Source organism: Pseudomonas kribbensis (assembly GCF_003352185.1).
GTDB classification, from domain to species: Bacteria; Pseudomonadota; Gammaproteobacteria; order Pseudomonadales; family Pseudomonadaceae; genus Aquipseudomonas; species Aquipseudomonas kribbensis.
Map to the genome: position 1 here is coordinate 5,681,641 of NZ_CP029608.1, position 20,923 is coordinate 5,702,563.

19 protein-coding genes are annotated in these 20,923 nt (G+C 61.2%); 3 read left to right on the forward strand and 16 right to left on the reverse strand.

Features of this window, described 5'->3' with window-relative positions; translation table 11 throughout:
• Window positions 1–43: 43 nt before the first annotated feature.
• The gene (gene coq7, locus DLD99_RS26080; RefSeq protein ID WP_007956317.1) at window positions 44–691 is read left to right on the forward strand and encodes a 2-polyprenyl-3-methyl-6-methoxy-1,4-benzoquinone monooxygenase; all 648 of its coding nucleotides are present in this window, start codon (window positions 44–46) and stop codon (window positions 689–691) included.
• 61 nt (window positions 692–752) lie between these two features.
• On the opposite strand, the gene speD is transcribed toward coq7, so the two are convergent.
• The gene (speD, locus tag DLD99_RS26085; protein WP_007956315.1) at window positions 753–1,547 is read right to left on the reverse strand and encodes an adenosylmethionine decarboxylase; all 795 of its coding nucleotides are present in this window, start codon (window positions 1,545–1,547) and stop codon (window positions 753–755) included.
• A gap of 237 nt (window positions 1,548–1,784) precedes the next feature.
• Window positions 1,785–2,207 (reverse strand): OsmC family protein, encoded by a 423-nt coding sequence (locus DLD99_RS26090; RefSeq protein ID WP_016772921.1) that lies wholly within the window; start codon window positions 2,205–2,207, stop codon window positions 1,785–1,787.
• Between the two features lie 238 nt (window positions 2,208–2,445).
• Between DLD99_RS26090 and crp the strand changes: the two genes are divergently transcribed.
• Entirely contained in the window at window positions 2,446–3,090 is a 645-nt protein-coding gene (crp, locus tag DLD99_RS26095; RefSeq protein WP_085709238.1) for a cAMP-activated global transcriptional regulator CRP, read from the forward strand.
• A gap of 10 nt (window positions 3,091–3,100) precedes the next feature.
• On the opposite strand, the gene DLD99_RS26100 is transcribed toward crp, so the two are convergent.
• The 4 genes from DLD99_RS26100 to DLD99_RS26115 all read right to left on the reverse strand — a co-directional run bounded on the left by DLD99_RS26100 (window position 3,101) and on the right by DLD99_RS26115 (window position 6,381).
• Window positions 3,101–3,799: a lipoate--protein ligase family protein gene (locus tag DLD99_RS26100; RefSeq protein ID WP_114885859.1), complete on the reverse strand. Its 699-nt coding sequence runs from the start codon at window positions 3,797–3,799 to the stop codon at window positions 3,101–3,103.
• A gap of 96 nt (window positions 3,800–3,895) precedes the next feature.
• Window positions 3,896–4,732, reverse strand: a complete 837-nt coding sequence (trpC, locus tag DLD99_RS26105) for an indole-3-glycerol phosphate synthase TrpC (protein WP_114885861.1) — start codon at window positions 4,730–4,732, stop codon at window positions 3,896–3,898.
• Window positions 4,729–5,778 (reverse strand): anthranilate phosphoribosyltransferase, encoded by a 1,050-nt coding sequence (gene trpD / locus DLD99_RS26110; RefSeq protein WP_114885863.1) that lies wholly within the window; start codon window positions 5,776–5,778, stop codon window positions 4,729–4,731. Before trpD ends, trpC begins: the two co-directional genes overlap by 4 nt.
• A gap of 9 nt (window positions 5,779–5,787) precedes the next feature.
• A complete protein-coding gene (locus DLD99_RS26115; RefSeq protein ID WP_114885865.1) occupies window positions 5,788–6,381 on the reverse strand; it encodes an aminodeoxychorismate/anthranilate synthase component II in 594 nt (197 codons plus the stop codon).
• A gap of 403 nt (window positions 6,382–6,784) precedes the next feature.
• Between DLD99_RS26115 and estP the strand changes: the two genes are divergently transcribed.
• A complete protein-coding gene (gene estP, locus DLD99_RS26120) occupies window positions 6,785–8,695 on the forward strand; it encodes an esterase EstP (RefSeq protein ID WP_114885867.1) in 1,911 nt (636 codons plus the stop codon).
• A 70-nt stretch (window positions 8,696–8,765) separates the two neighbouring features.
• On the opposite strand, the gene trpE is transcribed toward estP, so the two are convergent.
• The 10 genes from trpE to DLD99_RS26175 form a co-directional block, all read right to left on the reverse strand.
• Window positions 8,766–10,244: an anthranilate synthase component I gene (gene trpE, locus DLD99_RS26125; protein ID WP_114885869.1), complete on the reverse strand. Its 1,479-nt coding sequence runs from the start codon at window positions 10,242–10,244 to the stop codon at window positions 8,766–8,768.
• 71 nt (window positions 10,245–10,315) lie between these two features.
• On the reverse strand, window positions 10,316–11,134 hold the full coding sequence (locus tag DLD99_RS26130) for a phosphoglycolate phosphatase (RefSeq protein ID WP_114885871.1): 819 nt from the start codon (window positions 11,132–11,134) through the stop codon (window positions 10,316–10,318).
• Entirely contained in the window at window positions 11,131–11,805 is a 675-nt protein-coding gene (rpe, locus tag DLD99_RS26135; protein ID WP_003228808.1) for a ribulose-phosphate 3-epimerase, read from the reverse strand. The genes DLD99_RS26130 and rpe overlap by 4 nt, the downstream gene beginning before the upstream one ends.
• Window positions 11,806–11,919: 114 nt before the next feature.
• The gene (locus DLD99_RS26140) at window positions 11,920–13,068 is read right to left on the reverse strand and encodes an iron-containing alcohol dehydrogenase (protein WP_114885873.1); all 1,149 of its coding nucleotides are present in this window, start codon (window positions 13,066–13,068) and stop codon (window positions 11,920–11,922) included.
• A 108-nt stretch (window positions 13,069–13,176) separates the two neighbouring features.
• Window positions 13,177–14,001: an ABC transporter permease gene (locus tag DLD99_RS26145; RefSeq protein WP_085709230.1), complete on the reverse strand. Its 825-nt coding sequence runs from the start codon at window positions 13,999–14,001 to the stop codon at window positions 13,177–13,179.
• A gap of 12 nt (window positions 14,002–14,013) precedes the next feature.
• Window positions 14,014–15,261, reverse strand: a complete 1,248-nt coding sequence (locus tag DLD99_RS26150; RefSeq protein ID WP_085709229.1) for an ABC transporter permease — start codon at window positions 15,259–15,261, stop codon at window positions 14,014–14,016.
• A 141-nt stretch (window positions 15,262–15,402) separates the two neighbouring features.
• Window positions 15,403–16,446, reverse strand: coding sequence for an ABC transporter substrate-binding protein (locus DLD99_RS26160; RefSeq protein WP_085709228.1), 1,044 nt, complete (start codon window positions 16,444–16,446; stop codon window positions 15,403–15,405).
• Between the two features lie 48 nt (window positions 16,447–16,494).
• Window positions 16,495–17,619: an ABC transporter ATP-binding protein gene (locus tag DLD99_RS26165; RefSeq protein WP_007959931.1), complete on the reverse strand. Its 1,125-nt coding sequence runs from the start codon at window positions 17,617–17,619 to the stop codon at window positions 16,495–16,497.
• Between the two features lie 218 nt (window positions 17,620–17,837).
• On the reverse strand, window positions 17,838–18,467 hold the full coding sequence (locus tag DLD99_RS26170; protein WP_085709227.1) for a response regulator: 630 nt from the start codon (window positions 18,465–18,467) through the stop codon (window positions 17,838–17,840).
• The gene (locus DLD99_RS26175) at window positions 18,468–20,867 is read right to left on the reverse strand and encodes a PAS domain-containing sensor histidine kinase (protein ID WP_114885875.1); all 2,400 of its coding nucleotides are present in this window, start codon (window positions 20,865–20,867) and stop codon (window positions 18,468–18,470) included. It abuts the gene before it with no gap.
• Window positions 20,868–20,923: the final 56 nt, after the last annotated feature.

Sequence of the window (20,923 nt, forward strand, 5' to 3'; positions counted from 1 at the left end):
GATTCGGTTAAACTGGCCGCCGAGATTCTTCCCGGAGGTCAGCATGACTACCCAACGTCACTACTCGCCAATTGACCGTCTTCTGCTGCAAGCCGATGCCGCGATGCGAACCCTGCTGCCCTTCAGTGGCCAGCCGTACCGTCCGTCGCCGGCCATCGTGCAGCCCGACGTGCAGATGAGCGACGAAGACACCCGCCACGTCGCCGGCCTGATGCGCATCAACCATACCGGTGAAGTCTGTGCCCAGGCGCTGTATCAGGGCCAGGCCCTGACCGCCAAACTGCCGCAGGTGCGCGAAGCCATGGAGCATGCGGCCGAAGAAGAGATCGATCATCTGGTCTGGTGTGAACAGCGCATTCATCAGTTGGGCAGCCACACCAGCGTGCTCAATCCGCTGTTCTATGGGATGTCGTTCGGGATCGGCGCAGTCGCCGGGCTGATCAGCGACAAGGTCAGCCTCGGTTTTGTCGCGGCGACCGAGCATCAGGTGTGCAAGCACTTGAACGAGCATCTGGAACAACTGCCGGCCGAGGATGAAAAATCCCGGGCGATTCTGGAACAGATGCGTATCGATGAAGAACATCACGCAGAAAGTGCGCTGGAGGCTGGCGGTTTCCGCTTCCCGGCACCGGTGAAGTTCGGCATGAGCCTGTTGGCCAAAGTGATGACCAAAAGCACCTACCGAATCTGAAAAACGCCCATAAAAAAGGCGACTGCCGCAAAGCAGTCGCCTTTTTTTGTGCCCGGATTTCTTAGCTCGGCATATTGCGCGCGTAGAAGATTTCCAGCATTTCGTGTTTCACACGCTCAGTCACCTGAGCACGTTGCTCGGACGACAGGTTGCTGGTGGCATCACCGAACAGGTAGTTATCCAGTTCGAAGTTCTTCAGCAGCATTTTGGTGTGGAACAGGTTTTCCTGATACACGTTCACGTCGGTCATCTGGTACGCGTCGCGGGTATCTTCGGAAAGGTAGTTCTGGATCGAGTTGATCTCGTGGTCGATGAAGTGCTTGTTGCCTTCAACGTCACGGGTGAAGCCGCGCACACGGTAATCCACGGTCACAATGTCCGAATCGAACTGGTGAATGAGGAAATTGAGCGCTTTGAGCGGTGAAATGACTCCACAGGTCGACACATCGATGTCAACACGGAACGTCGCAATACCGGCGTCCGGATGGATTTCCGGGTAGGTATGCACCGTGATGTGACTCTTGTCGAGGTGGGCCAGGATGATTTCCGGCAGCGGACCCGGGGACTCTTCGATCTGGCTTTCGGTCGGGGTGACCGGTTCTTCCGAGATCAGAATCGTGACGCTGGCACCCTGAGGCTCATAGTTCTGACTGGCAATGTTCAGAATGTTGGCACCAATGATTTCGACAACTTCCGTGAGGATCTGCGTCAGGCGTTCGGCGTTGTACTCTTGATTGATGTACTCGACGTAAGCCTGCTGGTCTTGCGGGGTTTCCGCGTAGCAGATGTCATAGATGTTGAAGCTCAAGGTCTTTGTCAGGTTATTGAACCCGTGGAGCTTGAGTTTGCTTTTCACCGTTAAAAACTCTCTATGTATGCGGCCCGGCCGCGTGATCAAGCATGCCCGTCAAGTGCGAACGACGCACCTGCGTAGGACGGTTAACACCTCTTCGCGATGGCGATTTTGGTTATCTGTTCAGGCGGATGACCCGTCGACTGACCGATCACTGCCCTGAAAAAAGTGGCGCATTATGCAGACGTCAGCGGGGGATCGCCAGAGTCTGCACTGCTTTTATGATAGTTGAATGTAGGCTCAGCCGAGTTCGACGATTTCGTAGTCGTGGGTGATTGCCACGCCAGCGGCGCCGAGCATGATCGAGGCCGAGCAGTACTTCTCCGCCGACAGCTCGATGGCGCGTTTGACCTGGGCTTCTTTCAGGCCACGGCCCTTGACCACGAAGTGCATGTGGATCTTGGTGAACACCTTCGGATCTTCGGTCGCACGTTCGGCGTCCAGGAAAGCTTCGCAGCTTTCAACCGCCTGACGCGACTTCTTCAGGATGCTGACCACGTCGAAATTGCTGCAGCCGCCAACGCCCAGCAGGAGCATCTCCATCGGGCGAACACCCAGATTGCGACCACCGGCGTCCGGCGGACCATCCATGACCACGACATGACCGCTGCCGGATTCGCCGAGGAACATGGCTTCGCCAGCCCATTGGATGCGTGCCTTCATCGCCAAGACTCCACTGTAGAAAAAAGGGTCGCCAGCTTAGCACAGGGCCCCGGTTTGACTGCGAGCGGTGATCCTAGGACCGATGCCTTTACCGCGTAGGTAATTTCTCGAATTTTCGACGAAGTGTCTGGTAAGCTGGCGCCAATTCACTGGCGCCCCAAGCCGGTATTTGTAGCGATCGCCTCAGCGCCTCATATAAAAACCACATATAACCGTGCAGTCTTTTCGGGATACAACCATGGTTGGTATTACCCCCACACCCAAAATCAAGAACCTCGACAAGCTGCTGATGCATTGCCAGCGCCGGCGTCATGCGGCCAAGAGCAACATCATCTGCGCCGGGGATCGCTCCGATACGCTGTACTTCATCATCCGTGGCTCTGTCACGATCCTGATCGAGGACGACGACGGCCGCGAGATGATCATCGCGTACCTGAATGCCGGGGATTTCTTCGGTGAGCTGGGCCTGTTCGAACAGGCCGGCCAGGAACAGGAGCGCAGTGCCTGGGTGCGGGCCAAGGTCGAGTGCGAAGTCGCGGAAATCAGCTATGCCAAATTCCGTGAATTGTCGCAGCAGGATCCAGACATTCTTTACGTGCTCAGCGGACAAATCGCACAGCGCCTGCGCAACACCACGCGCAAGGTCGGCGATCTGGCGTTCTTCGATGTCACTGGCCGTGTTGCTCGCTGCTTGCTGGAACTGTGCAAGCAACCCGACGCGATGACCCACCCGGACGGCATGCAGATCAAGGTGACCCGTCAGGAAATCGGGCGGATTGTCGGTTGCTCGCGGGAAATGGTCGGTCGCGTGCTCAAGGATCTTGAGGAACGCAACCTGGTGGACGTGAAAGGCAAGACCATGGTGGTCTTCGGCACTCGCTGAGTTCGAACGCTCAGACGGCGTAAATCCGCGCCAGCATCAAACGAAAGAGTTCATCGAGACGCGCCAACGCATGGGGCGCCGGGAATTTCTCATGCAACGCGATGTGGCTTGCAGCGCGTACCCGTTGCTCCAGGCCGCACGCCTCATTGAAGCGGTTGACCGCCGCCACCATCGATTCGCGCTCATCATCCAGCAGCATTGCACCGTGCACCAGGCCAACCGGGCGCTGCCCACCCTGACTCTGGCGCCAGCGCTGGGCGGTGCCGACCATCTTGCGGCCGTCGAGGTTGACGTTGAAACGACCGTCGCAGAACGCACCGTCGATTTCACCCAGCGAAGACGTGCCACCCAACTCATCCAGCAACTGACAGATCGGATCACACAGACGCCGGTATCCGGTTTCGATGCGGTTCAGATCGCCTTCGCTGCGAGGCGGTGCGTAGACCAGTGCAATGTTGATCGTCGACGCCGATTGCGGAACAGGTTCACCACCGGTTTCACGCAGCAACACCGGCCAACCGGCAGCGGCGGAGACTTCGCAGGCGTGATCGAATCCGGGGAGGCGGTTCAAACGACGCGGCATGACCAGCGCGCGATCGCTGGGTTGCCAGAACAGCAGACCGAATTCGGCATCACCGGCGCAGACCGAAGCCAGCATATCCTGTTCGGCTTGCAGGCCGGCTTCGATGGTCAGAGAAGTGGGGATCATAAGGTTTCCATAGGACGTTGAGCCTGAGGTGAATCTTATGCTGCCTTCGCGGGCAAGCCCGCTCCCACAGGGATACGGGCGCCTGCAAAGAGTCGATCAGTCGAGGGTCGAACCGCTCACCGGAACGCCGCGCTCAGGGAAGAACAGACGTTGCAGCTCGATGCCCGGGCTTTCGGCGCGCATGAACGCTTCGCCGACCAGGAACGCGTAAACGTCGCTGATTTCCATCAGTTCGACATCGGCACGGTTGAGGATCCCGCTCTCGGTGATCACCAGTCGATCGCGCGGAATGCGCGGCAGCAGGTCGAGGGTGGTTTCCAGGCTCACGTCGAAGGTATGCAGGTTGCGGTTGTTGACCCCGACCAGCGGCGTGTCCAGAGTCTTCAATGCGCGTTCAAGCTCATCACCGTCGTGAACTTCTACCAGCACATCGAGGCCGACGCCTTTGGCCACCGAAGCCAGCTCGGCCATTTTCACGTCATCCAGCGCGGAGACGATCAGCAGCACGCAGTCGGCGCCCAACGCACGGGCTTCGACGATCTGGTACGGATCGATCATGAAGTCCTTGCGGATCACCGGCAGCGAGCACGCGGCGCGGGCCTGTTGCAGGTAGGCATCGGCGCCCTGGAAGTAGTCGATGTCGGTCAGCACCGACAGGCAGGTCGCCCCGCCCTTCTCGTAGCTTTTGGCGATGTCGGCGGGAACGAAGTTCTCGCGGATCACGCCTTTGCTCGGCGAAGCCTTCTTGATTTCAGCGATCACGGCCGGTTGTTTCTTCTTGGCCTGTGCCAGCAATGCCTGGGCAAAACCGCGGGGTGCATCGGCCGTCTTGGCCAGACTTTCCAGCTTGCTCAGGCTCACGCGGGCGCTACGCTCGGCGACCTCCTGAACCTTGCGGGCCAGAATGTTTTCCAGAACCGTCGGTACACTCATCCCTCATTCTCCACTTTGAATACCGCGGTAAAGGCACCCAACTCCTCGAGCTTCTCCCGAGCGAGACCGGTGTGCAGAGCGTCGTGGGCCAGTGCCACGCCTTCTTTAAGACTGGTTGCCAGGTCAGCTGCGTACAGCGCCGCACCGGCATTGAGCACGATCATTTCCGCAGCCTTCTGGCCGTTTTCGGTCTTGCGCTTGCCCAGTGCATCGCGAATCAGCGCCAGCGAAGCCTCCGGGCCCTCGACCGACAGACCGTGCAGGCTCTGGCTCTTCATGCCCAGATCTTCCGGCTCGACCCAATACTCGGTGATCTCGTTGTTCTTCAGCTCGGCCACATAGGTTGGTGCGGCGAGACTGAACTCGTCCAGGCCATCCTTCGAATGCACCACCAGCACATGTTTGCTGCCCAGACGCTGCAAGACTTCGGCCAACGGCCGGCACAAGGCCTGGGTGAACGCGCCGACTACCTGATGTTTGACACCGGCCGGATTCGTAAGCGGGCCGAGCATGTTGAACAGGGTACGCAGGCCCAGATCGCGGCGCGGGCCCGCGGCGTACTTCATGGCTTTGTGATGAGTCTGGGCAAACATGAAACCGATGCCGACGTTGTCGATGCAACGCGCCACCTGAACCGGGGTCAGGTTGAGGTAGATGCCGGCGGCTTCGAGCAGGTCGGCGCTGCCGCTCTTGCCCGACACCGCGCGGTTGCCATGCTTGGCCACGGTGCAGCCGGCAGCAGCAACGACAAAGGCCGAAGCCGTGGAAACGTTGAAGATGTTCGCGCCGTCACCACCGGTGCCGACTACATCGACCACGCCGTCGAGGGTTTTGAGTTCGACCTGATCGGCCAGCTCGCGCATCACCGACACCGCACCGACGATTTCGTCGATGCTCTCGCTCTTCATGCGCATGGCCATCATGAACGCGCCGATCTGCGCGTCGGTGCATTGGCCGGTCATGATTTCGCGCATCACGTCGCGCATTTCTTCGGTGCTGAGGTCGAGGTGATCGACGATACGGCTCAGGGCTGTCTTGATATTCATGGAGAGTCCTTAGCGCGTGCCGCCGGTTTGTTTGAGGAAGTTGGCGAACAGTTCATGGCCCTGCTCGGTGAGGATCGATTCCGGGTGGAACTGTACGCCCTCGATGTTCAGGGTCTTGTGACGCAGGCCCATGATTTCGTCGACCGAGCCGTCGTCATGTTGCGTCCACGCGGTCAGCTCCAGGCAGTCGGGCAAAGTATCGTGCTTGACGATCAGCGAGTGATAGCGAGTAACCGTCAACGGATGATTCAGACCGGCAAAAACACCCTTGTCCTCGTGGAATACCGGGCTAGTCTTACCGTGCATCACTTGCCGGGCACGTACCACATCACCGCCAAAGGCCTGGCCGATGGACTGGTGGCCGAGGCAGACGCCGAGGATCGGCAGCTTGCCGGCGAAGTGCTTGATGGCGTCGATGGAGATGCCGGCTTCGGTCGGCGTGCATGGACCGGGGGACACCACGATGCGCTCCGGGTTGAGCGCTTCGATTTCGGCGATGGTCAGTTCGTCGTTGCGCACGACCTTGACCTCGGCACCCAGCTCGCCGAGGTATTGCACAACGTTGTAAGTAAAGGAGTCGTAGTTGTCGATCATCAGCAACATGGCGTTTCGAACCTCTTGAATTCTGACTTGGAAACAGCCTTCGGATGACTTGCCAGGACGCTGCACAAAGTCGGACGCGCAAGTGGCGACAGCAAGGCGGCATTTCAAACGGGCAAGGAAGGCAGAGCGATACAGATCCGGCGGGGCCGGCAGAAAAGATTCAGGCGCGCCAACGCCAGCGGGCGTGTGCCTTGATGACTTGATCCAGAAGTTTGCTGGTGATCAACACGGGGAAGGTCTCGTTCATACGTTCCCGCACAGTAACTTAGCTGGGCAGAGCGTGCAATATGGCCGGGCCTGACGGGGGGAAAACTATGGGAGGGTTGACGACCGATGGCAAAACGCCGGAAGTTTTTGGTACTGTCGTTTCGTTCCATACAACAATAAATAAACGGACTTGCTCATGATCAAACAGACGTTGTTTGTACCGCTCGCCGGATGCCTGCTCGCGTTGGCCTGCGCCCAGGCGAACGCCGCACCCAATCCTTATTCGAATTTCGTTGTCTTCGGTGACAGTCTCAGCGACGCGGGGACGTTTTCTGATCCGGATGGTCCCGCCGGCTCGGTCAAACGGTTTACCAACCGCACTGGCCCCAACTATCAAGACGGCAGCGGAGAGTTCTACTCGCTCAACGCCACCCAACTGATTGGTGGCCGCCTGGGCTTCACGCCGAATCAGACCGCCTCCGCGGATTCGGCGGTACGTGCCGGCCAGGGATTGCCGGATGGCAATAACTGGGCGGTCGGCGGCTATCGCACTGACCAGATTCTCGACTCGATCACCAGCACGTCCACCACCGACGAACGCACCCGCGCCGGTTATCTGCCGTCGAACGGTTTCCGCGCCGACCCGAATGCGCTGTATTACCTGACCGGAGGCGGCAACGACTTCCTTCAAGGCCGCGTCACCAGCCTGCCTCAGGCCAATGCCGCCGCCGACCGCCTGGTCGACAGCGTGCGCACCCTGCAAGGCGCGGGTGCCCGCTACATCATGGTCTGGCTGCTGCCGGACATCGGCCTGACCCCGGCCATCAACGGCTCGCCGCTGCAGGCCTTCACGTCGCAGCTCAGCGCCCAGTTCAACACCGAACTGGTGAGCCAGCTACAGACGGTCAATGCCAACGTCATTCCGCTGAACATTCCGGTACTGCTCAAGGAAGCGTTTGCCAACCCGGCTCAGTTCGGCCTGGCCACCGATCAGAATCTGGTCGCCACCTGCTTCAGCGGCGACGGCTGCACTGAAAACGCCCGTTACGGGATCAACAGCGCGACACCAGATCCGACCAAGCTGATCTACAACGACGCCGTGCACCCGACCGAAGCCGGGCAACGTTTGATCGCCGACTACGCCTACTCGTTGCTGGCTGCGCCGTGGGAACTGACCCTGCTGCCGGAAATGGCCCAGGGTACCCTGCGTGCGCATCAGGACGAACTGCGTAACCAATGGCTGGCCGACTGGGAAAACTGGCAAGGCGTCGGTCAATGGCGAGCGATTGTCTCCGCTGGCGGCCAGCATCAGGACTTCGATGACCAGCACGCCGGGGCAAGCGCCGACGGCAACGGTTACAACCTGAACATCGGTGGCAGCTACCGTCTCGACGACGCCTGGCGTGTCGGTGTGGCGGCGGGTTTCTATCATCAGAAAATCGAAGCCGGCGATAACGACTCCGAGTACAAACTCAACTCCTACATGGGCACCGCATTCGCCCAGTACCAGCAGAACCGCTGGTGGGGTGACCTGGCCGTTACCGCCGGACATCTGGATTACGACAGCCTGAAGCGCAAGTTCCAGCTCGGGGTCAACGAGCGTGGCGAGAAAGGTGATACCGACGGCTATGTACTGGCTATCGGCGGCCGCGTCGGCTACGACATCGCGCCAGAGGCGAGCAGCCCATGGCATCTGTCGCCTTTCGTCAGCGCCGACTTCGGCAAGGTCGAAGTGGATGGTTACTCGGAAAAAGGTGCGGACTCCACGGCGCTGACCTTCGATGACCAGTCGCGCAACTCCCGCCGTCTCGGCCTCGGCATCCAGGGCAAATACCAGATCACCGCACAGACCCAGGTCTTCGGCGAATTCGCCCATGAGCGCGAGTACAACGACGACGCCCAGGATCTGACGATGAACCTCAACAGCCTGCCGAACAACCGCTACACCCTGGAAGGCTACACACCGCAGACCAACCTGAACCGCCTGAACCTGGGCGTGAGCCACAACCTCACCAAGGAAGTGGCCCTTCGCGCCAGCTACAACATTCGCAAGGATGACGACTTTACCCAGCAAGGGGTCAATGTTGGCGTAAGTCTCGACTTCTGATCAGAAGGCCATAAAAAACGCGGCGCCCTCACAGGCGCCGCGTTTTTTTTGTGGCTGAATCCCCCGTCACTCAGTCCGGGGTTTGCTCCGCCAGCGCAACAGCGCGGAACATCGCCCGGCGCTTGTTGATGGTCTCTTCCCATTCCAGCGCCGGCACCGAATCGGCAACGATGCCGCCACCGGCCTGCACGTGCAGCTCGCCGTTCTTGATCACAGCGGTACGGATCGCAATCGCGGTGTCCATGTTGCCATTCCAGGCGAAGTAACCGACCGCACCGCCATACACACCACGCTTGACCGGTTCCAGTTCGTCGATGATTTCCATCGCACGGATCTTCGGCGCCCCGGACAGGGTGCCCGCCGGCAGGATCGCCCGCAGTGCGTCCATGGCGGTCAGGCCGGATTTCAACTGGCCGGTGACGTTGGACACGATGTGCATCACGTTGGAATAACGCTCGATGACCATTTTCTCGGTGAGTTTCACCGAGCCGATCTCCGAAACACGCCCGGTGTCGTTGCGACCGAGGTCGATCAGCATCAGATGCTCGGCGATCTCCTTGTCGTCGGACAGCAGGTCTTCTTCCAGCGCCACGTCCGCCTCTTCGGTAGCCCCGCGAGGACGGGTGCCGGCAATCGGGCGCACGGTGATCAGGTTGTCTTCGACCCGCACCAGCACTTCCGGCGAACTGCCGACGACGTGGAAATCGCCGAAGTTGAAGAAGTACATGTACGGCGTCGGGTTGAAGCAACGCAGTGCGCGGTACAGATCGATCGGCGCAGCCTTGAAGTCGATCGACATGCGCTGGGACGGCACGACCTGCATGCAGTCACCGGCGAGGATGTATTCCTTGATGGTGTCGACGGCTTTTTCGTAGTCATCCTGGGTGAAACTGGAGCGGAACACCGGCTCGGCCGCCTGCTGCTTGCTGAAATCCAGGCCACGGCGCGGGGTGATCGGCTGACGCAGTTTTTCCAGCAGCGCCTGCAACTGCGCCTGGCCCTGCTCGTAGGCATCGGCCTGCGCCGGGTCGGCCAGCACGATCGCGTGCATCTTGCCGGCGAGGTTGTCGAAGACCACCACCGCATCGGAGACCATCAACAGAATGTCCGGCACGCCCAGCGGGTCCGGGTTCGGGCATTTGCCGAGACGCTTTTCTACATAACGCACGCAGTCGTAGCCGAAGTAACCCACCAGGCCGCCGTTGAAGCGCGGCAGACCGGCGATGGTCGGCACGTTGTAGCGAGCCTTGAAGGTTTCGACGAAGGCCAGCGGGTCTTCGACGTCGTGGCTTTCGGTCTCGACGCCATCGACGGTGATGCTGACATGATGGTCATGAACCCGCAGCACAGTGCGGCACGGCAGGCCGATGATCGAGTAACGGCCCCATTTCTCGCCGCCCTGCACCGATTCGAGCAGGTAGGAGTTGGGCTGGTCGGCCAGTTTCAGGTAGATCGACAGCGGGGTGTCGAAGTCGGCCAGGGTTTCGCAGGCCAGCGGGATGCGGTTGTAGCCGTCAGCGGCCAGACGCAGGAATTCTTCGCGGATCATAAGGTGCCTCGTGGTGTGAGGTGCAAATCAGTCAGGTGTGCAAACGCGCCGGCAGGCCGGCCAGGAACAAGTCAGGCGCGCCAACGCCAGCGGGCCAGGGCCTTGATGACTTTCATCCAGAGTTTGCGGGTGACCACCACGATGGCGTTTCCAGAAAGGGAGTGAGAAGCGTCGGGCAACGTTATCTCAGCGGCCGTATCCAGGCAACCGGGAATTAACTTGCGCAGATCGTCGATCACCAGCGCCGGGGATTCCTCGGCAATCGGCCGGCCATGGTTGTAGCCATAACTCAGCGCGACACATTTGACCCCTGCCGCTTTCGCCGCCAGCACGTCGCTGCGCGAGTCGCCGACGAACAGCGATTGCGAAGCCGGGATGCCGGACATCTTCATGACGAAGAACAGCGCCGCCGGATCGGGCTTCTTCTGCGGCAGGGTATCGCCGCCGATGATCCACTTGAAGTAGCGACCGATCTTCATCTGATCCAGCAGCGGCGCGACGAAGCGCTCCGGCTTGTTGGTGATCAGCGCCATGGCCACGCCCTGCTTGTGCAGCCATTTCAGGGTGTCGCGCACGCCGGGATAGACCACGGTCAGCTCATGGCTGGCGCCATAGGCTTCCATGAACACCTCCAGCGCATGCTCGGCTTCGACGTCATCCACGGCGGAATGGTCGATGCCACCGGCCAAAGCGCGGCGCACCAGCACCGGCGCACCGTTGCCGACCCACTCGCGCACCGACTCGATACCGGCAGGCTTGCGCCCGAGGGAGAGCAGCATGTTATCCACCGCCGCCGCCAGGTCGGGTACCGAGTCGATCAGCGTGCCATCCAGATCGAACATCACCAACCGCGGCAGTTGCCCCGGGAACAGCTGCTCAAATCCGCTCATGGGCGGGCCAGCGCCAGTTCGGAACGCATCTTGTCGATGACTTCCTGATAGTTCGGCGCATTGAAGATCGCCGAGCCGGCCACGAAGGTGTCGGCGCCGGCGGCAGCGATTTCACGGATGTTGTTGACGTTGACGCCGCCGTCGATTTCCAGGCGGATATCACGGCCCGAGGCATCAATGATCGCGCGCGCTTCGCGCAGCTTGTCGAGGGTGCCGGGGATGAACTTCTGCCCGCCGAAGCCCGGGTTGACGCTCATCAGCAAGACCATGTCGACCTTGTCGATCACGTACTTGAGCACGTCCAGCGGGGTCGCCGGGTTGAACACCAGGCCGGATTTGCAACCGCCTTCACGGATCAGTTGCAGCGAACGATCGACGTGCAGCGTGGCTTCCGGGTGGAAGGTGATGTAGGTGGCGCCGGCCTCGATGAAGTCGCCGACGATGCGGTCCACCGGGCTGACCATCAGGTGCGCGTCGATCGGCGCGGTGATGCCGTACTTGCGCAGCGCGGCGCAGACCATCGGGCCGATGGTCAGGTTCGGTACGTAGTGGTTGTCCATGACATCGAAGTGAACGAAGTCGGCACCGGCGGCCAGAACGTTGTCCACTTCCTCGCCCAGGCGGGCGAAGTCGGCGGAGAGAATCGACGGAGCAATAACGAAGGGCTGCATGACGCACCTTTTCTGAGCTAAATCACGATGGCGCGCATTGTATACCTCAAGTTTCCGCGCGCGCACCGTGACCGCGATGATTGGGTTGTGCCATGACGGATGGCCGGCGGGTTCTCAGTAGGCCGCCCGGTAGATCTTCTCGATGTCGCCAGCGCTGAGCTTGCGCGGGTTGTTGCGCATCAGACGTTCGATGCCGGCCGCCTCCACGGCCATGGCCGGGATCGCGTCTTCGGGCACGCCGAAACTGCGCAGCCCCGGCGGGATTTCTACCGCAGCGCACAGTTCGGTCATTGCCGCGACGGCGCTGTCCGCCGCTTCATTGAGACTCAGATGAGCGGTCTTCACCCCCATGGCTTCGGCAATATCCTGCATCCGTTCGACGCAGGCCATCTTGTTCCAGGTCATGACATACGGCAGCAACAGCGCATTGCTGACGCCGTGAGCGATGTTGAAGCGCCCGCCCAGCGGATACGCCAGCGCATGCACCGCGCCGACCCCGGCATTTCCGAACGCCATGCCGGCCATCAGGCTGGCGGTGGCCATGTCTTCCCGGGCCTGCAGGTTGGACGGATTGGCGTAGGCCTTGGGCAATGACCGGGCGATCAATTTGATTGCGCCGATGGCCAGCGAATCGGTGATCGGCGAGGCATTCAACGACAGGTAGGACTCGATGGCATGCACCAGCGCATCGACACCACTGGCGGCGGTGACACTACGCGGACAGGTCAAAGTCATTTGCGGACTGACCAGCGCCACGTCCGGCAACAGGTAATCGCTGACGATGCCTTTCTTCAGTTGGGCGACCTTGTCCGAAAGGATTGCGACGTTGGTCACCTCGGAACCGGTGCCGGCCGTGGTCGGGATGGCGATCAGCGGCGGGCCTTTGCGCGGCACCTGATCGACGCCGAACAGATCTTCCAGCGCGCCGTGATAACCGGCGTACGCCGCGACACTCTTGGCGATGTCGATGGCACTGCCGCCACCGAGGCCGATCAGCCCGTCATGCCCGCCCTCGCGATAGACGCGCATGCAGTCCTCGACGATGGCGACTTCCGGATCCGGCAGCACCCGGTCGAAGATTTCGTACTCGCGCTCGCCGATCTGCGCCAGCGCCAGCCCCACCGTGCCGGACTTGACCAGCGCGGCATCGGTGACGATCAGCGGGTTGTCGATGTCCAGCCGCGTGAGTTCGGCCGCCAGTTGCTCGATGGCCCCGGCGCCGGTGATCAGTTTGTGAGCGATCTTGAACGAGGAAAGACTCATCGTGCGCAGCCTCTTATAGATGTGGGAGCTGAGCACAAGCGTAGCTGGGGAATTGGGGTTGTCTGTCATTCAGCGCATGAATGGCAGACAACCCGGATCTTGCAGTCGTCAGACTTGAGCCGTACGCAGCTTCTCACTCCGCCCACGCAACCACTCCAGCGTCAGCAACAGGATCACCGAGAAGGCAATCAGCAAAGTGGCAGCCGCCGCAATCGTCGGGCTCAGGTTCTCGCGAATCCCGCTGAACATTTGCCGAGGCAACGTCGCCTGCTCGGGCCCGGCGAGGAACAACGTCACCACCACTTCATCGAACGATGTCGCAAAGGCAAACAGCGCACCGGAAATCACCCCCGGCGCAATCAGCGGCAAGGTCACCCGGCGGAATGTCACCAGCGGCGAGGCCCCAAGGCTGGCCGCCGCCCGCACCAGGTTGTGGTTGAAGCCCTGCAAGGTCGCCGACACCGTGATGATCACGAACGGCACACCCAGCACCGCGTGCACCACGATCAGCGAGAAGAAACTGTTGCCCAGGCCCAGCGGCGCGAAGAACAGGTAGCTGGCCACACCGATGATCACCACCGGCACCACCATCGGCGAAATCACCAGCGCCATCACCAGCGCCTTGCCGGGAAAATCGCCACGGGTCAGGCCGATGGCCGCCAGCGTGCCGAAGACCATCGCCAGCACGGTCGCGGCCGGGGCGACGATGATGCTGTTCTTCAGCGAGCGCATCCATTCCGCCGAGGCAAAGAAGTCCTGATACCAGTGCAGCGAAAAGCCCTGCAACGGGTACACCAGAAAACTGCCCGAGTTGAACGACAGCGGCACGATCACCAGCACCGGCAGGATAAGGAACAACAGGATCAAGCCGCAGAGGATCCGCAAGCTGTAGAACCACACCCGCTCGACGGGCGACATATAAGGACTCAGCATTTCAAATTCCCCTTAGCTCAGGCGCAGGCGACTGGCGCCCACCAGCCAGCTGTAGATCAGATAAAGCACCACGGTCGCCAGCAGCAACAAACCGCCCAGCGCAGTGGCCATGCCCCAGTTGATGCTGGTGTTGGTGTAGAACGCGACGAAGTAGCTGACCATCTGATCGTTCGGGCTGCCCAGCAGCGCCGGGGTGATGTAGTAGCCGATGGCGAGGATGAACACCAACAGGCAACCGGCGCCGACACCGGCATAGGTCTGCGGGAAGTACACCCGCCAGAAACTGGCGAACGGATGGCAACCCAGGGAAATCGCGGCGCGCATGTAGGTCGGCGAGATGCCTTTCATCACGCTGTAGATCGGCAGGATCATGAACGGCAGCAGGATGTGCACCATCGAGATGTAGACCCCGGTGCGGTTGAACACCAGCTCCAGCGGCTTATCGATGATGCCCATCGCCATCAGCGCGCTATTGATCAACCCGCCGGATTGCAGCAACACGATCCACGCCGCGACCCGCACCAGGATCGAGGTCCAGAACGGCAGCAGCACCAGAATCATCAGCAGGTTGCTTTGACGCGACGGCAGGTTGGCCAGCAGATACGCCAGCGGATAGGCCAGCACCAGGCAGATCACGGTGATGATCAGGCCCATCCAGAAGGTCCGGGCGAAGATGTCGAGGTAGATCGCCTGATCCGGGGTAGCCGGGGCAAGTTCGCCGAGGTCGTCGATGCGATGATCCACCGCCGCCAGCAGGTAGAACGGCGTGATGCTGCTGGTGTTGCGCTTCACCGCTTGCCAATAGGCCGGATCGCCCCAGCGTTCGTCGAGGCCTTCCAGCGCTTCTTTATAAGAGGCCGGTTCGCTGGCAAAGGGCAGCGAACGGGCGGTTTTGGTCAGCAGGCTGCGATAGCCGGCCAACTCCATGTTCAGGCGCTTTGACAGATCGCCCAAGGTCTGGTTTTTGCGCGCTTCGGCGAGGTCTTCGCCGGCGGCTTTGTAGACCGGTTCAGCGGGCAGTCCGCGACCGTCCCAGCTGGCGATGGCCGCCACGGTGCGAGGCATGCCGCCCACCACTTCCGGGTTGCCGACGCTTTTGTAGAGCAGCGCCACGATCGGCACCAGGAACACCAGCAACAGAAACAGCACCAGTGGCGCGATCAGCGCCTGGGCCTTCCAGCGGTTGACCCGCTCGGCGTGCTTGAGCCGCTGCTTCAAGGTGGGGCTGTTGCCCTCGTTCAGGGGAACGGCGATAGCCATGACGTACTCCGCAAATCTTTGATCAATCGAAAATGTGGGAGCGAGCCTGCTCGCGATAGCGTTTTCGGACTCAACATTGATGCCGACTGACACACCGCAATCGCGAGCAGGCTCGCTCCCACAGGAGGGCGAGCCCTCTACTTACTTCGCAGCCCAGGCGTTGAAACGCTGCTCAAGTTGCTCACCGTTGTCAGCCCAGAAGCTGACGTCGATCTGCACCTGGTTGGCGATGTTTTCCGGGGTGGTCGGCATGTCTTTCAGGATCGCCTTGTCCAGCAAAGGCACGGCCTGGGAGTTGGCCGGACCGTAGGCGATGTTTTCCGAGTAGGTCTTCTGCTGCTGCGGCTGCACCGAGAACGCGATAAATTTCTTCGCCGCTTCGGCACGTGCCTTGTCCAGGCCTTTCGGGATGGCCCAGGCGTCGAAGTCGTAGATGCCGCCGTTCCACACCACTTTCAGGTTGGATTCTTTCTGCACGGCAGCGATCCGACCGTTGTAGGCCGAGCTCATGACCACGTCACCGGAAGCGAGGTACTGCGGCGGCTGGGCGCCGGCTTCCCACCACTGGATGTTCGGTTTCAGCTCATCCAGTTTCTTGAACGCACGGTCCTGGCCGTTCTTGCTGGCCAGTTCCTTGTAGACGTCTTTCGGCGCAACGCCGTCGGCCATCAGAGCGAATTCGAGGGTGTACTTGGCGCCTTTGCGCAGGCCGCGTTTGCCCGGGAATTTCTTGGTGTCCCAGAAATCCGCCCAGCTGGTCGGTGCGGTTTTCAGCTTGTCGGCGTTGTAAGCCAGCACGGTCGACCACACGAAGAAGCCCACGCCGCACGGCTGGATCGCGCCTTTGACGTAGTCTTCGGTCTTGCCGAACAGCGCCGGATCGAGCTGCTCGAACATGTCTTCATCGCAGCCACGGGACAGTTCCGGCGATTCAACCTCCACCAGATCCCAGGACACGCTCTTGGTATCGACCATGGCTTTGACCTTGGCCATCTCACCGTTGTACTCGCCGGCGACGATCTTGCCGTTGCCCGCCGCTTCCCACGGTGCGTAGAAGGCTTTGACTTGCGCCGCCTTGTTCGCCCCGCCAAACGACACCACGGTCAGATCCGGGCCGGCGGCCATTGCGCTTGCCGCACCCATCAGGCCCAGGGTCAGGGCTGTGAACTTCAGGGATCTCAACATTTATTGTTCTCTCCACGTGCAGGGTTGGTGTTGGTATTGCCGGGGCGCTTAGTGCGCCTCTAGAAGAGGATCAAGCGCGCGAACGTGCTCGACCTGCCAGCCAAGCGGAACCACGTCGCCGACCGCGAGCGCTGGATCGAGCTCGGCAATCGGTTGTTTCACGAAGAAGTCGGTCTTGCCGCAGACTTCCAGGCGCACCCGGACGTGGTCGCCCAGATAGATGAATTCGGCCACCCGCCCGGAGAAGCGGTTGACGCATTGGTCGCTCGAACCGTTGAGGCTGACGCGCTCCGGCCGGATCGACAGGGTGACCGGTTCGCCGGTCTGGCCGATGTTGACCGCCAGCGCCTCGACCTTTTCCCCACGACCCAGCTCGACCACGCAGCGCTCGCCGTTCTGGCTGAGCAGGCGACCGTTGAGGCGGTTGTTCTCGCCGATGAAGTTGGCGACGAAGGTGTTTTTCGGTTCTTCGTAGAGGGTGCGCGGCGGAGCGATCTGCTGGATCTCGCCCTGATGGAACACGGCAACACGGTCGGACATGGTCAGGGCTTCGCCCTGGTCGTGGGTCACGTAGACCACGGTCACGCCGAGGCGCTGGTGCAGGTGTTTGATCTCCATCTGCATGTGTTCGCGCAGTTGCTTGTCGAGGGCGCCGAGGGGTTCGTCCATCAGCACCAGTTGCGGCTCGAACACCAGCGCACGGGCCAGTGCCACACGCTGTTGCTGGCCGCCGGACAGTTGCGCCGGATAGCGCGAAGCGAAGGCGTCGAGCTGGACCATGCTCAGGACTTTTTTGACCTTGTCGCTGACGTCGCTCTTGTTCAGGCCACGCACGGTCAGCGGGAACGCCAGGTTCTCGGCGACGGTCATGTGCGGGAACAGCGCGTAGTTCTGGAACACCATGCCGATGTCGCGCTTGTGCGGCGGCACGTTGTTGATCGCGCGCCCGGCCAGAAGGATTTCACCGGCAGTCGGCGTTTCGAAACCGGCGAGCATCATCAGGCTGGTGGTCTTGCCGGAGCCGGACGGCCCGAGCAGGGTCAGGAACTCGCCCTTGCGGATGTCCAGGTTGAGGTCTTTGACGATCAGGTTCTCGCCGTCGTAGCTCTTCTGCACTCCACGAAAGCTGACCAGCACATCGCTGGCCCCTGCGTTTGATTCGACCTGGCTCATACCCACACCCTTGTTATTGATGACTGCTGTGGGATTAAGCCTAGTGGCTGCTTGCAGTCACGCAAATCGGGGCGCAGGAGAGAATCGCCTCAGCCGGATGGAAGGCCGGGGGTAGGGATTGCCCTACAAGGATGGCGCGTTTGGACACGTCAGGTGCGAGCCCTGAAGCTCCCGCCGCAGGAACCGGTAAAAACGCCTGTCGCTATTGGGTATGCGGATTAAAGGAGCTTGTGCTCCATCGCATACTTCACCAGTTCGGCAAGTGAGGTGATGTTGAGTTTCTGCATCAGTCGCGCCTTGTGGGTGCTGATGGTCTTGCTGCTCAGGGCCAGTTGCTGGGCGATGTCGTTGACGTTGGCGCCCTGGGCCAGGCGTTCGAACACCGAGAACTCGCGTTCGGACAACAACGAATGCAGCGGTCGCGTATCGGTCAGGCCGACTTCGAAGACCATGCGGTCGGCCAGTTCCGGATCGATGTAGCGTCCACCCGCCGCGACCTTGCGGATCGCTGTCAGCAGCAATGCCGGATCGCTGTCCTTGGTCGCATACCCGGCGGCGCCGACCTTCAGTGCCCGGGCGGCCATCTGCGCTTCGTCGTGCATCGACAGCACCAGAATCGCCGGCGGATTGTTCAGTGCGCGGATGCGTGGAATCGCTTCCAGCCCGTTGACCCCGGGCATGGAAATATCCAGCAGCACCACCTCGCACGGCACATTGCGCAGGGTTTCGAGCAACTGTTCGCCATTGCTCGCCTCCCCCACCACTTGCAGATCCTTGGCCAGGCCGATCAATTGCTTGATGCCTTCGCGAACGATGGTGTGGTCTTCGGCTACCAGTACACGGATCACTTACTTCTCCTCATCCAGAGGCACCCGCACGCTCAGTGTGGTGCCCTCGCCCGGCGCGCTGTCGAGTGACAACTGCCCGCCCATGATCAACACCCGCTCGCGCATGCCCACCAGTCCAAAGGATGTCGGCCTGCCCGCAGCGGCGACAAATCCTACGCCATCATCGCTGACGGTCAGACACAAATCGGCGCCTTCGAGCGCCAGCGTCAGTTCCACAGTATGCGCCTGGGCATGGCGCATGACGTTGGTCAGCGCCTCCTGGAGGATGCGGAACAGGCCGATGGCCTTGGCGTCGCTCAGCGGCGGCAGATTGTCCGGCACCTGCACCAGACACGGAATCTGTGTACGCGCCTCGAATCGCCGGGCCTGCCATTCGATCGCCGAGGCAATCCCGGCATCGAGAATCGGCGGGCGCAATGCCGTCGCTACGTCGCGCACCAACTGGAACAACTGGGCGATCAGGCGTTTCATGCTGTTCAGGCGCTCGTTCAGACCGGGGTCGAGTTGCGCGTAGGCCAGTTCGCACATCGATGTCTCCAGTTTCAGCACCGTCAGCATCTGCCCCAATTCATCGTGAACTTCACGGGCAATGCGCGCCTTCTCCTCTTCCCGCACGCTTTCGAGATGCGCCGACAGTTCGCGCAACTGCTCCCGCGATGCCGCCAGCTCCAGTTCGATGCGCTTGCTTTCGGTGATGTCCCAGACGATGCCGTCCCAGACGTAGGCGCCGTCCTCCAGTTGCCGGGTGATGGCCTTGATCTCGGCCCAGCGCTGCTCGCCCTGGCGCGTCAGGATTCGCCCCTGCCACGACCAGTCGCTGTCGGTATCCAGCGCATGATCCTGAGTCTGGTGATAACCGGCCTTGTCGTCCGGATGCACCAGGCTGCGCAAACCCATGTCGCGATGGGCGATGACGGCCGGGGCGTAGCCCACCAGACTTTCGCTGCCCTCGCTGATGTAGGCAAAGTCGATCTGCCCGGTCACCGGCGCCCGCTCCAGACGGAACACCAGCCCCGGCACGTTGGCCGCGATGCCTTGCAGGCGCGCCTCGCTTTCCTGCAACGCGGCCAGGGCACGACGGCGTTCGGTCACGTCGGTGAGATAGACCACCAGATACTCACTGTCGCGAAAGCGCAGAAAACTCAGCGACACATCCGCTGGCAACACACTGCCATCGGCCCGCACGCAACTCGTCTCGAAACTGAGGGGCCCTTCTTCGCTGGCCCGGGCGCGTTTCCACAGGTTGAGCCAGCGATCCATGTGCAGGCCGGGTTCGAAGTCGATCAACGGTCGCTCGATCAGCGCGCCCTGTGGATAACCGAGCATGTGTTCCGCCGCGCGGTTGGCGTAACGCACGTGACTGTCCCAGTTGACCCAGAGAATGCCGACGGTGCTCTGGTCGATGGAAAACTGGGTCAGGCGCAGGGCTTCTTCGCTGGCCGCGCGCAGAGCGATGTCTTCCCGGGCGGCGAGCAGGCGTTGTTCGAGACTGCGTTGCTGACGCCGCTGCCAAAAAACAATCGCCGCACAACTGAGCAGCAACACGGCGAACAACAGGCTCAGGTTCTGCCAGAACCCCGGGGATTCCGAGAGCCTCGGGTATTTGGGTTGCAGCCATTGCGTGTGCAGGCGCTCCAGATCTTTCGCCGGGATCGCCCGCAAGGCGCTTTCGACGATCCCGGCCAGTTCCGGCCAGTCGCGACGGGTGGCGACTCGCAACAGTTGCGGCAGACCGATATCGCCGACTACCACCAGCCCGGCGAACTCCGGCTCTGTCGACAACCGCCCCAATTGCGCTTCGTCCACCACCGCGTAAGACGCCTGCTGACTCAACAGCAACTGCAAGGCCTGACGCTCCAGCGGCACGCCTTGCAGGTTCAGATGGGGATAGTTGCCGCGCAGGTAGTCAGCGGTGACGCTGGGCATGCGCACGGCCACCCGGGCCTGGCTGTCGAGTTTTTCCAGCTCGACCGAACTGCTGGCTTTCTGGTCGCTGACCACCAGTTGCGGCACGCGCATGTAGGGATCGGAGAACTGCCAGAGGCGCAGTGAGCCGGGTGTCTGGGTCAGACCCGGGGCGATATCGATCTCGCCGTCCCGTGCGGCGGCTTCGAGTTGTTCCAGATCGGGGAAGTTGCGCCAGCTGAGTTCGATGTCGAGGGCCTTGGCCATCCACTTCATCAACTCGACATTGGCTCCCGACAACCGCTGCAAGCGCCGGTCGTATTGCGCGTACGGCGCCTGCAGAATCACGCCGACACGCAATTCATTGTGCCCGGCCAGCCACTGATGCTGGCTCGCCGACAGTTGCGCAGCATGACTCGGCGGAGCAGGCGCGGCCCAGCCCATCAAGGGAAACGCCAGACAGCCGATAACCCACAGGCAGCAAAAACGCATCATTGAAATCCCATACACTGACAAATTCTGACCAACCCATTAGGCTGCCGGGATACTTT

Bases quoted from the DNA above. Each gene is read 5' to 3' on its own strand.
- DLD99_RS26150 (WP_085709229.1), bottom strand. From the start codon at position 15,261: ATGGCTATCGCCGTTCCCCTGAACGAGGGCAACAGCCCCACCTTGAAG.
- rpe (WP_003228808.1), bottom strand. From the start codon at position 11,805: ATGCAGCCCTTCGTTATTGCTCCGTCGATTCTCTCCGCCGACTTCGCC.
- DLD99_RS26140 (WP_114885873.1), bottom strand. From the start codon at position 13,068: ATGAGTCTTTCCTCGTTCAAGATCGCTCACAAACTGATCACCGGCGCC.
- trpE (WP_114885869.1), bottom strand. From the start codon at position 10,244: ATGATCCGCGAAGAATTCCTGCGTCTGGCCGCTGACGGCTACAACCGC.
- DLD99_RS26090 (WP_016772921.1), bottom strand. From the start codon at position 2,207: ATGAAGGCACGCATCCAATGGGCTGGCGAAGCCATGTTCCTCGGCGAA.
- DLD99_RS26145 (WP_085709230.1), bottom strand. From the start codon at position 14,001: ATGCTGAGTCCTTATATGTCGCCCGTCGAGCGGGTGTGGTTCTACAGC.
- DLD99_RS26160 (WP_085709228.1), bottom strand. From the start codon at position 16,446: ATGTTGAGATCCCTGAAGTTCACAGCCCTGACCCTGGGCCTGATGGGT.
- DLD99_RS26175 (WP_114885875.1), bottom strand. From the start codon at position 20,867: ATGATGCGTTTTTGCTGCCTGTGGGTTATCGGCTGTCTGGCGTTTCCC.
- estP (WP_114885867.1), top strand. From the start codon at position 6,785: ATGATCAAACAGACGTTGTTTGTACCGCTCGCCGGATGCCTGCTCGCG.
- DLD99_RS26165 (WP_007959931.1), bottom strand. From the start codon at position 17,619: ATGAGCCAGGTCGAATCAAACGCAGGGGCCAGCGATGTGCTGGTCAGC.
- DLD99_RS26100 (WP_114885859.1), bottom strand. From the start codon at position 3,799: ATGATCCCCACTTCTCTGACCATCGAAGCCGGCCTGCAAGCCGAACAG.
- DLD99_RS26130 (WP_114885871.1), bottom strand. From the start codon at position 11,134: ATGAGCGGATTTGAGCAGCTGTTCCCGGGGCAACTGCCGCGGTTGGTG.
- trpC (WP_114885861.1), bottom strand. From the start codon at position 4,732: ATGAGTGTACCGACGGTTCTGGAAAACATTCTGGCCCGCAAGGTTCAG.
- coq7 (WP_007956317.1), top strand. From the start codon at position 44: ATGACTACCCAACGTCACTACTCGCCAATTGACCGTCTTCTGCTGCAA.
- DLD99_RS26115 (WP_114885865.1), bottom strand. From the start codon at position 6,381: ATGTTGCTGATGATCGACAACTACGACTCCTTTACTTACAACGTTGTG.
- trpD (WP_114885863.1), bottom strand. From the start codon at position 5,778: ATGAATATCAAGACAGCCCTGAGCCGTATCGTCGATCACCTCGACCTC.
- crp (WP_085709238.1), top strand. From the start codon at position 2,446: ATGGTTGGTATTACCCCCACACCCAAAATCAAGAACCTCGACAAGCTG.